Raw genomic sequence first — 10,856 nt, forward strand, 5'->3', positions numbered from 1 at the left:
CTTTACGCGAACCTTGGTCACCTGCTTTCCACCTCCTCTCAAGCGGTAACGTCATGCGGAAAAGGCGCCCTGCGCGCCTTGCGTTGACCAGGGAACAAGAGCGGTAGTATAGCAACCGGATACGGCCGGAATCAAAGGCAGAACGGCGCAACTAGAGCGGAGCAGATTCCTGTGCTAAAATCTCGTCCCGGCCCCCGGAGGGCCTGTTCCCTCGAATGGAGACAACTCATGCGCAAGACTCTTCCTTGGCAGACCCTGTGTCTCGTGTGCTTGATCCTGTTCGCAGCGACCGTCCGGTCGTTGGCGCAGGAGGCCGCGCCGGCGCCGCTTCCCGAAGTGGAAGCCGAAACGGCGTTGCAGGACGCCGCGGCGGCGGCTCAGCCCGCGCCCGAGGCGGCCGCGCCTGCGCCCTTGCTTGACGCCGTCAAGAAATTCCTCGCGGACGACAACTGGTACTTTGAGCAAGTCGAAGGGCGTACGGTATTGCGCATGGCGTTCAAGGGGGATAATGGCGAGTGGATGGTGCTCATACACACCAAAGAAGACGCTCACCAGACGCTTTTCTATTCCGTGCTCACGGAGAAAGTGCCCGCGGAACAGCGCGCCGCGGCGGGCGAGTTCTTGCACCGCGCCAATTTCGGCCTGCCGATGGGCTGCTTCGAGCTGGACTTCGCCGACGGCGAGGTGCGTTTCCGCACGTCCCTGGACGTCGAAGGCAGCACGCTGAGCGCCGCGCAAATCAAGGCCTATCTCTATAAGAACGTGTCGACATGCGACTGGTATCTGCCGGGGCTGAAGCGCGTCCTGGCCGGCGAGGCGACGCCCGAAGCGGCGATTCAGCAGGTCGAGGGGCAGCCCGCGGCTTCCTGACGGCGATTCAGCCGCGGCCGAGGACGAAGCACACGTTGGTCGTGGCGCTGCCGCCCATGTTGAACATGGCGCCCGTGCGCGCGCCCGGCACCTGGTATTCGCCCGCGTTGCCGGTGACCTGCTTGTAGAGGTCGAGGAACATCCGCACGCCGCTCGCGCCAACGGGGTGCCCCACGCCGATGAGGCCGCCGCTTGGGTTGAGCGGCAAGGGCCCGCCGAAATCGAGGACGCCCTCCTCGATCGCCTTTCCGTTCTCGCCCGGCGCGGTAATCCCGAAATGGTCGATGGCCATGTAGGCCGTCGGCGTGAAGCAGTCATGCGTCTCGATAAAATCCAGCGCGTGAGCGCCCGGGATGCCCGTGCGGCGGAATGCGTCCTCTATCGTGCCGCGCACGTGTGGAAACACATAGGGGCTGCCGGCGCTCTCGGCTATCTTATCGTCAAAGGCGAGCCGCGCTGTGCGGTGTCCCCAGCCCTTGACCCGGGCCATGTCGTCCAAGCGCAGGCCGTGCAGTTGCGCGTGGCGGCGCGCGAACCGGTCCGACGACAGCAATACGGCGGCGGCCCCGTCGGTGACCTGGCTGCAATCCTGTCTGCGGATACGCCCCTCGATCACGGGATTGTGTTCGTCGTCTTCGCCGAAGCTCCTGTCGGTGAGCGTCCAGTGACGCGTCTGCGCGTTCGGGTTGCGCCGCGCGTTCGAGAAGGCGTTGCGCGCCAGATGCGACAAGTGCTCGCGCTTGAGGCCATAGCGCCGGTCGTACTCGTCCGCGAGCCGGCTGAACAGCCGCGGCCAGGGAAAGGTCACGCCCCGGCACTCGCGGTCGAACCATGCCGCGAGCCCCAGGTGCGCCGCCGTCTCTTTCGTGGGCAGGTTGCGCTCCATCTCGACGCCCAACACGCAGACGCAGTCGTAGCGCTCTGACTCTATGTCGGCCATCGCCGCCAGCAGCGCCACGCCGCCCGATGCGCACGCGGCCTCGTGGCGCATGGTGGGCAACCCGGAAAAGACCGGGTTGGTTTCGAGAAACAGCGCGTTCAGATGCGCCTGGTAGCACGTGTGCTCGCCGATGAAGTTTCCGACGTGCGCCGCCTCGATCTCGTGCGCCTCGACGCGCGTGTTCGCGAGCGCGCCGGATACGGCTTCCTTGAACAGGTCAACGATACCCTTGCCGCTGCGCGCATAGGGCACCTCGAAATCGGTCTGAAAACCGCCCAACACGAATACGGGCCGTCTGCTCACAAGCCGGACTCCTCTCCTGGCGCGCCGGAGACTGCAGATTATAGCGGCCCCGCGGGACCGCGCCAACTATTCCTTCCGATGGCTGCCGGCCATGACGAAGGCGGCTGGCGTGTCCGAACGGGGGATAAGCCTGGAACACGTGTCAACGGGCCCTGTGCGTCATGAACGCCGTGAACGCGCGCATAATCCTCATCGTGTTGCCATGATGGCAATGAACGTATACGATACCCGCTGTATGCACACCAAGATTGAACCAAGGTTGCTGGCCGCGGTAACGGCGCTGATGGCTGCCGGGTTCCTGTTTGACATCAACACGCCCGTTGGAGTTTCGGACTGGATTATCTACCTCGCGCCCATCGTGCTCAGTGCGCGCAGCGGCCCCTTGTGGCTTCCGCTCGCCGCCGCGGCCGTTTGCTCCGTGCTTACACCGCTCGGCTTCTGGTTCTCGCCGCCCGGTGTCAGCGTCCGTATAGCGGTTGTCAACCGCGTCATGGCGTTTGCCGCCATCTGGATTACAGCCTTTGCCTCGCGCCGGAACCGGGCCTATAAAGAGGCGTTGTTGGCGAGCGCGCAGGAATTGCGGCGGGCGGAACACCTGAAAACGGTGGGAAGCATAGCGGCGGGACTCGCCCACGGGCTGGGCACGCCCCTAAACGTGATAGACGGACGCATTCAATTTATTCTAGCGGACGCATCGGCCGGCGATGGGGTTCGAAGAAACGCGGCGATCATACAGGAACAGACGGAACGGATAGCCAGGATTGTCCAGCAACTGCTGGATTTCTCCCGGTCCCGCACCACGGATTTGGCGCCGGTTGATCTTCGCGATGTGGTCGATGGCTCGACAGAATTGCTGCGCCCGCTCGCGGAAAAACAGGGGATTGCCCTGCAGGCGTCCATGCCAGCCGGCTCCGTTCCCGTATGCGTCGATGTGACGCAGATTCAGGAAGTGCTTGCGAACCTGGTGATGAATGCGGTTCAGGCGATGCCGAATGGGGGCCATGTGACGGTGGATGTCCGGCAGGGCGCAGCGGACGTGTCCGGCGGGCCGGGCGGCGCGACGCGGGAGTGGGCCAGTGTTTCCGTCGTGGACCAGGGTGAAGGCATAGACGAGAGGAACCTAAAATCCCTGTTCGAACCCTTCTTCACCACCAAGGGCCGTGACCAAGGAACGGGGCTGGGACTCTCCATTGCTCGTGAGATTATCAGCAATCACGGCGGTTGGATTGACGCGCACAGCGAAAAAGGGGTTGGCAGCCGGTTTACGGTCTATCTGCCATTGGAGCGTTAGATGCACGAACGAATCTTGGTGGTCGATGACGACCAAGCCATGTGCGAGTTGATTGCGGAAGATATGAGCCGCAGGGGATTCGAGGTGCGATGGCATACCTCCGCGGCCGCCGCGCTCGCAAATCTGAAGACGGAGTCCTTTGCCGCGGTGCTGACCGACTTGCGCATGCCCGTCATGGACGGACTGGGCCTTTGCGACAGCGTCAAGACCGAATGGCCTGATTTGCCGGTAATTATCCTGACGGCTTTTGGGAACTTGCAGGCTGCGGTGGGCGCTATTCGCGCCGGGGCATACGACTTCGTGACCAAACCCGTCAAGATGGACCTGCTGGCCATCGCCTTGCAGCGCGCGGTCGATTATCACGCGCTTCGTGCCACAGTCAGGAAGCTCGACGAAATCGTACAGGTCCTCCAGCATTTCGGGAATCTCATTGGGAACAGCGCGCCGATGCGCGAGTTGTATGAACGGATGCGCAAAGTCGCGGACTCCGATTCCTCCGCGCTCATTACGGGCGAGAGCGGCTCCGGGAAGGAACTGGTGGCGCGGGCCCTCCATGCGAACAGTCGGCGGGCCGCTGGGCCGTTCGTGGCCGTGAATTGCGCCGGGCTGCCCGCACCGCTGCTGGAAAGTGAGTTGTTCGGCCATGCCCGCGGCGCGTTCACGGACGCGAAAGAGGAACGCAAGGGCCTCATCCTCCAGGCGAACGGGGGCACCCTGTTGCTGGACGAGATCGCGGAGTTCCCACTGCCGCTTCAACCCAAGATCCTGCGGGTCCTCGAGGAGCGCACGGTCCGGCCCATCGGCTCCGACAGAGAAGTGCCCTTTGATGTGAGAGTAATTGCCCTCACCAACCGGGACCTGGAATCGGCCGTGGAAGAGGGCCTCTTCCGCGAAGACCTCTACTACCGGATCAACGTAATCAATATTGCCGTGCCCCCCCTTCGCGCGCGCCAGACGGATATCCTCCTGCTCGCGCAGTCTTTCGTAGACCATTTCCGGCAAATCAGCGGCAAGCCAGTGATGGGCGTCTCAACTCCGGCCGCGGAACGAATGATGATCTACAACTGGCCCGGAAACGTGCGGGAACTGCGCAATGCCGTCGAACAGGCGGTCGCCCTTTCGCCCTACGAGAAGATCGCCGTGGAAGACCTGCCGGAGCGGATTCGGACCTACAGACCGTCTCGAATCGTGCTCGAGGGGTCGAACCCCGATGAACTCGTGCCCATGGAAGAAGTCGAGCGCCGCTACATCCTGCACGTTCTTAAGGCCCTCGGGGGGAATCGAACCCAGGCCGCACATGTGCTCGGTATCAACCGCCGAACCCTGCACCGCAAGTTGCAGAGCTACCGTTTCAGCGTAATCAGGGGCGAGGAAGAGTAAGCACGCCGCCCCTGACTATTCCGGGCCCGGGCCGGGCTGCCATCCCCGCATAGGTTGACGGGGTCCCAAGACATTTCGGGGCCCTTCTATCACAGGACGCTTCTGCCGAGCACGCTATCGCCCGGTCATTACGCCTCTCCGGGACATTTTGCCTCACCATGCACCATGGTAACCATTTGCCTCCCTCCCCCTGCCCACGCATCTGTAAGATTTTGTAGAACAAGCATTTATGCGACCTTCATCAACGTGATCCCACAATATGGCGCGGTGGCGCGGTTCTTGCTTAAGCCTCTTTCGATTTGCCAGCCCACAGCAAAAACAGCAAACCGAAATCAAGTCCTTCGCGACCAGATCTATGAGCAACAACACCACACGAGATGCGCGACAGGCGCTTGCCGTTGCGCACGCCAGACCCCGCCGCCAGAAGGCGTATGGGCTGGTGCACAGGCGACGGATACGCTTCCTATTGGGCATGTGTCTCCTGGGGTTCGTATTCATGCCGGTTTCCGTGTTTCGGGCAATCGCAATCGAACGTACGGTGTCTGCGGCGCGGACGCAACAGCCCTGCGAGTTCACGCCGGACATGGGCAAGCCATCTGTCGAACCAGCCAGGCCGAACGTGGTCTGGATTGTACTTGACGCCTGCCGGGCACAGAATCTCTCCTGTTACGGTTACGAGCGTGAGACCTCGCCGAATATAGACGCCATAGCCGCGGAGGGAGCGGTCTTTGAGCGTCATTATGCGCAGGATTTCTGGACCTTTCCCGCCGTGCCCTCCTACATGACAGGAAGGTATTTCCCGGCCTATTGTCTCGATTCAGGGAACTGGCGAGACCAGACACGCGTGGCGCCGCAACATGAAAGCCTGCTGCCCTCGATACTGTCAGAAAATGGCTACCGCACTTTCCTGGGCACTGAGCACGTAATGTTCTCGCCCTTCTGCAGACTGTGGAACGCATTTGATGAAGCCGCCAATGAATACACGTGGAGCATGCTGCGGCAAGGTATAGAAGACTTCCTGGATGCGCAGGACGCCCGACCCTTCTTTCTCTACATTCATTTGATGGATACGCACTTTCCTCACAGGCTGGAAGCCCCATGCGACAAGTGGGTTGAGCCCGGCTATGTCAGCGAGTTGGTCGTCGATGGCGGCTTGCCGCTGCCGTCCGATGACCCGCTCAGCGTACAGGACCGACAGTTACTGCAAGCCTTGTATGACGGCGGCATTCTTTCCGGCGACAGCAAGGTGGGCGAGATTCTGAACAGCCTTCGTGCCCGAACTTTGATGGAAGACACGGTCTTGATCATTGGCTCCGACCACGGGGAAACCCTGGGCGAAGACGGGAAGACCGTCGGGCACGCGGTAGTCTGTGAGGAAGTCATGCATGTGCCGCTGATCATGCGCGGGCCGCAGGTGCGGCGCGGCATTCGTATTACCCACCTGACGGAGAATGTAGATATCGCGCCGACTTTGACGGGGTTGCTGCACCTGCGAACGACCGCCCGTTTCGACGGAGCGGACCGGAGTCCGGTTCTGCTCGGGCGCGCGGAACCGGCTGTCTCCTCGCGCGGGTATGCCTTGGCAAAGCACCTTCCCTCCGCGGGAGCTCCCCAGTTCGTGGTCCGTGATGACGAGTATGCTTACGTGTACAGCCCGGCGTCAGGCAGCGGCGTATTATACGAGGCGCCGTTCAGCATCCAGCATCTGGTGGAGTGTACCGACCAGCTTCCGGATAAGGCTGCCGCCATGAGAGAACAGGTCATTGAACAGCTCATGCCAGGATGGCATGCGTTCAATACCCTTCCGGAAGTATCGCCCATGCACGCGTTTACCATGAAATTGGCCTCGTCCTTCATTCAATCTGCGAACGCCGTCGCTTTCCAGCCGTGGGAGACTTACAGCGAGCACCAGCAATCACCGGAGGACAAGTGGTTGTCCTTGAGCGATGGAGAGATCCTTGTGGGGCCAAGCGGCTCTGAAGCTCCCGCGCTTGACGTTTGTCTTCCTGTGCCCAATGGAACATATCGGGTGAAGATCAAATCAAGCTTCGATCCGAACCCTCTGTGGCCCGTTCCCGTCCGCTTGTTCCAGGTTAAGATGCAGGAAGAGCGTGATTACAGAAGGGTCACGGTCAGCCCCAGAGATCTGACCGCGTATCTGGGCGAAGAGGAGGTGAAGGACGGCATGCTTCGATTGTCTTTGTCTCCCTGTTCGCCACGACGCGCTTTCGCGCTCGGCAGGTTAATGCTCGAGCCCGTGGGCGCCGCGGTACCCGCGAATACGGCGGAGCAGTTGTTTGAACGGCAGGAGCAGCTTCACGCATTGGGCTATTTCTGATGTTGTCCCCGTTCAGCGCACCTCGCATTTTTCCGCGGCGCTGACGCGCCCATTCCGCACGCGAAGCCTCAGGTCCTGTCCTACTCCCCCAAGCCCTGCGTGAGGCGGATTGCCGCGCTCGCCTGTGAAAGCAATTTCCGTGCTCCACCGACTTCCTCTATCAGATATGGTCCGGGGCCCTGGAAGAGTGGAGGTTCAGTAACGATGGCAAGGACTCAGCAAGGGATAGCGCGGACCCCCCGCGGAGCCCGCGCGTGGAGGCCGGAGCCATACAGTGACCCGGTATACAGCGGGGAGGAAGAAACCATGAGTGAGAATCAGAAGATCAGGTTGTTTGTGGCGGCGAGGAACTTGGTGAGCACGCTGAAGGCGGATGCGGAAGACCAGGGAGCGCTCTTGAACGCGCTCGGCGCACTGCGGTACGAAATCGACGTGACCCGCCATGTCGTGCTCCATCATCCCGACGCTCCCATCAGCGGCGGACCACGTTTCCATGCGTTCGCGCGCAGTTATGACCGGCATGGCGGCCAGGCGCGGGTTTAGTCCCGCGCGGGAAGTGTGGCCCAATCGCGCAGGGTTGGCCTCAAGAGGCGGTCCAACCCTGCGCTTCGCCTTTTCTGACGAAGCTCCGAGCGCCGGAGGACGTTTCACGGGCGCTATTGCAGGACCTGTGCGGGCAACACGGCTTCGAGCGCGTCTATTGTGGGGGGAACCAGCGGCGGGTGGGGCCCCTGTGCCGCCAACGCCCCCAGTTCCTTGACCCCGCTGCCGGTAAGAACCGCGCAGACACGGGCGTCGCGCGCGGTTCCAGCCAGTTGTGGAAGCGCGGCTATGACCACCGCGCTGGTTAATTCACAGAGCAACCCCTCCGCGCGGGCGAACTGCGCGCGACCCTCAACAATAGCGTCGTCTTCCACGGCCAGTGCGATTCCGTTTGTCGTGCGCAACGCAGGCAGGACCGTGTGCCCATCGAAGAGGATGTCGTCCGCGATGCCGCCTGCGATCGTGTGCGGGTCGGGCCAGGGCCGGCGCAGCGTCTCGAGGAATGACTGACCCTGCTCGAACGCGTATACGAGCGGCGCACAACCCGAGGCTTGCACGCCGGCCAGTCGCGGAAGGTCCGTGATAAGCCCCATACGACGCAGGTCGAGCAGGCCGCGCCAGATGCCGCCCAGCAGTCCACCGCCCCCGACCGGCGCGACTATCCAGCCGGGCAAGCGGCCTCCGTACTGCTGGTACAGTTCGTACGCGATGGTCTTGGCGCCTTCGACATTGAAAGGCTCGTGCATGCCCGCCGTGGACACGTGCCGCCAGCCCCAGCGTGCGCAAGCCTCCAGGCAGAGCCGGAACACCCGGCTCGGGGATGACGAATCGACGCGCACGACCGTGGCGCCCGGGGCCGCCGCCTGCGCGATTTTGCCCGCACCCGCGTGAGCATGCATGAAGAGCACGGCGCGCAGCCCCGCGCGCGCCGCATACGCGGCCGTGGCCGCCGCCACGTTGCCGGAGGACACGGCAGCCACCGTCCGCGCACAACACGCTTTTGCGTGACTCACCGCCACGGCAATCTGGCGGTCCTTGAACGATCCCGTGGGGTTGGACATCTCGTTCTTGAACCGCAATTCCGAGAATCCGAACCGGCGGGCCAAGCGGGGCGCGTCCACGAGCGGCGTGGCGCCCTCGCCGAGCGTGACGGCGTCTTCGGGCGCGACGGGCAGCAAGGCGGCGTAGTGCCACATGGAAGCCGGCGGCTGGGACATCACCGCCGGGCCGGGATTGGCGCGCGCGCGGATACTGCGCGGCTCGCCGCACTGCGGGCAACGGAGGGCGGCGTCCAGAGCCGCATCCGCGCCGCAGCCGTGACAGACCAGGTCGAAATCGGGTGTCTGGGCAGACATGCCCGCATTCTGGCACAGCCCGCGCAGGTGAAACTATCCGCCATGCGTCCGCGCCGCATGCGCGCGCGTGGTATACTGCCATAGAGCACTTGAAGGCAGGGCGTAACGGCAATGAATCACGCAACTGCTGCCAGTCTCGGAGCGGTTCTCCAGGAGCGGCGGCGGCACGGGCGCGCAGCAACGCGCAGGTCCGCCGTCTATGCGCGCATGGACCGGCCCGGTGTGTTGATCCGTGCGGTGGTTGAAAACGTCAGCCTGACGGGGGTGTGCCTGCGCAGCCGCGTGCGTGAGCAGACAGGCGCCTCGATCGAGATTGAAATCGGCGGCGCCAACGGTGCAAAAGGCGTCATCCTTGTCCGGGGGCGCGTCGCCTATGTGAATGCGATGTCCGGGGGCGCGTATGCGGTCGGCGTGCGCCTGATTGTGCCCGCGCGCGCATTGCAGGCCGGGGACACCCCGCCAATCATGCATCCGGACCACGCGCGGGCCATGATCGCAAGTATCGAGGACGCCCTGCTGCGCCAACCAGCCGGGGGGCCTTTCCCGGTTGCGGTTGTTGAGCATTTGCGCTGCCGCGCCGATATCCCGGACGCCGCTCCGGCGCAACCGCGGCGCCGCCGGAAGCGCGCCTTGGCGCTGCTGTTGTGTCTGGCGCTGCTGCTTGCGTTCCTGGGCTACCGGCTTCGCGATGGGGCGAGAAACACGGCAACCATGGCGGCCTGGAAGCCCGATGCGTCAGATAACGCCGCCGAAGTGCCGCCCGAGGCGTCAGCCGGTTCGAACGTGGCATCGGATTGGCAACCGCCGGCCGGCGAACCTCCGGAATCGGCGCAACACGCGCATGCCTTCACGGAAACCGGCGCGTTCACGCCCTTGCCTGGCGCGCATGTGCCCCCGTTCGATTCGGAACCGGCGGACAGCGCCGGTTCGGGCGTGTTCGCGGCGCTTGCCGTGCCGCCGGAACGGCCGGGGTTGCCTGTTGAAGCGTTTGTCTCGCGCTATGCAGAAGCATATGAGCTCGCCGCCGCGGGCAATGCCGCCGCGGCGGCGGGTCTGCTGGCCGACATGCTGGCCGCGCCGCAAACGGTCGACCCGGTCTGGCGCGAAAAGGCGGGCGCTTTGCGCGATACGCTGTCCGCGGGCGGATCGCCGGATGCGTTGCCCCCGCCGATGCGCGATGCCTTCGCTATTGAAGCGATCCGGGGGGTTGCGCCGTTCCAACCCGCCTTGTCGATTGCGGTGAGCAAGCGGGACCATACGTTGGCGGTGTTCCGCGACGGCGTGCCGGTCGCGCGGTTCCCCGTGGGCCTGGGTCAAGACGGGTCGACGCCTTCGGGGCGCTTCTACATCGCGAACAAGATTGCCCATCCGGACTGGTACAATCGGGGCGAAGTGGTCAAGGCGGGCGACCCCGCGAATCCGCTTGGGGCGTACTGGATGGGGCTAGGCGACGCCGGCGGCGCCACGAGCTACGGCATCCATCCCACGGCGGAGACCGCGTCGGTCGGCCAGGACGCGAGCCGGGGCTGCATCCGCATGTTTCCCGACGACGCCGCGAAGCTCTTTCGCATCTGCGACGTTGGCGCGCCCGTGTTGATCGAATAACCCGGGGCTGGAAACGGCGCATGCCGCCCCGGGAGGCAGTGACGGACACGCGCCGCGGGGTGTGCGACTTGTCTCTATCCGATGCGCCCCGGTAGCATTGCCGTATGCTTCAGTATTTGCAGCGCATGGCCGCCGCGGCGGAACGCGGCCACCGGTTCGTCACCCACGATGTCTGGCACATTGGCCGGCCGGGGGAAGAAGTGCCGCATGGCCTGATCATCAAGCATGTGC

At 63.7% G+C, this 10,856-nt stretch carries 8 protein-coding genes; 6 read left to right on the forward strand and 2 right to left on the reverse strand.

Annotated elements, in window-relative coordinates; translation table 11 throughout:
- Positions 1–228 precede the first annotated feature (228 nt).
- Positions 229–870, forward strand: coding sequence for a YbjN domain-containing protein (locus tag KA184_12170; protein ID MBP8130325.1), 642 nt, complete (start codon positions 229–231; stop codon positions 868–870).
- A gap of 7 nt (positions 871–877) precedes the next feature.
- On the opposite strand, the gene KA184_12175 is transcribed toward KA184_12170, so the two are convergent.
- Positions 878–2,113, reverse strand: a complete 1,236-nt coding sequence (locus tag KA184_12175; protein ID MBP8130326.1) for an acetyl-CoA acetyltransferase — start codon at positions 2,111–2,113, stop codon at positions 878–880.
- A gap of 235 nt (positions 2,114–2,348) precedes the next feature.
- Between KA184_12175 and KA184_12180 the strand changes: the two genes are divergently transcribed.
- The 4 genes from KA184_12180 (at position 2,349) to KA184_12195 (ending at position 7,665) form a co-directional block, all read left to right on the forward strand.
- On the forward strand, positions 2,349–3,404 hold the full coding sequence (locus tag KA184_12180; GenBank protein MBP8130327.1) for a hypothetical protein: 1,056 nt from the start codon (positions 2,349–2,351) through the stop codon (positions 3,402–3,404).
- Positions 3,405–4,784, forward strand: a complete 1,380-nt coding sequence (locus KA184_12185; protein ID MBP8130328.1) for a sigma-54-dependent Fis family transcriptional regulator — start codon at positions 3,405–3,407, stop codon at positions 4,782–4,784.
- A 583-nt stretch (positions 4,785–5,367) separates the two neighbouring features.
- The gene (locus KA184_12190; protein ID MBP8130329.1) at positions 5,368–7,122 is read left to right on the forward strand and encodes a sulfatase; all 1,755 of its coding nucleotides are present in this window, start codon (positions 5,368–5,370) and stop codon (positions 7,120–7,122) included.
- A gap of 306 nt (positions 7,123–7,428) precedes the next feature.
- Entirely contained in the window at positions 7,429–7,665 is a 237-nt protein-coding gene (locus tag KA184_12195) for a hypothetical protein (GenBank protein ID MBP8130330.1), read from the forward strand.
- Between the two features lie 113 nt (positions 7,666–7,778).
- Here the strand turns inward: KA184_12195 and KA184_12200 are convergent, their stop codons facing one another.
- A complete protein-coding gene (locus tag KA184_12200; GenBank protein MBP8130331.1) occupies positions 7,779–9,020 on the reverse strand; it encodes a pyridoxal-phosphate dependent enzyme in 1,242 nt (413 codons plus the stop codon).
- A 111-nt stretch (positions 9,021–9,131) separates the two neighbouring features.
- Here KA184_12200 and KA184_12205 point away from each other — a divergent pair, with 111 nt between their 5' ends.
- The gene (locus KA184_12205; GenBank protein ID MBP8130332.1) at positions 9,132–10,625 is read left to right on the forward strand and encodes a L,D-transpeptidase family protein; all 1,494 of its coding nucleotides are present in this window, start codon (positions 9,132–9,134) and stop codon (positions 10,623–10,625) included.
- Positions 10,626–10,856: the final 231 nt, after the last annotated feature.

Source organism: Candidatus Hydrogenedentota bacterium (genome assembly GCA_018005585.1).
Taxonomy (GTDB): domain Bacteria; phylum Hydrogenedentota; class Hydrogenedentia; order Hydrogenedentales; family JAGMZX01; genus JAGMZX01.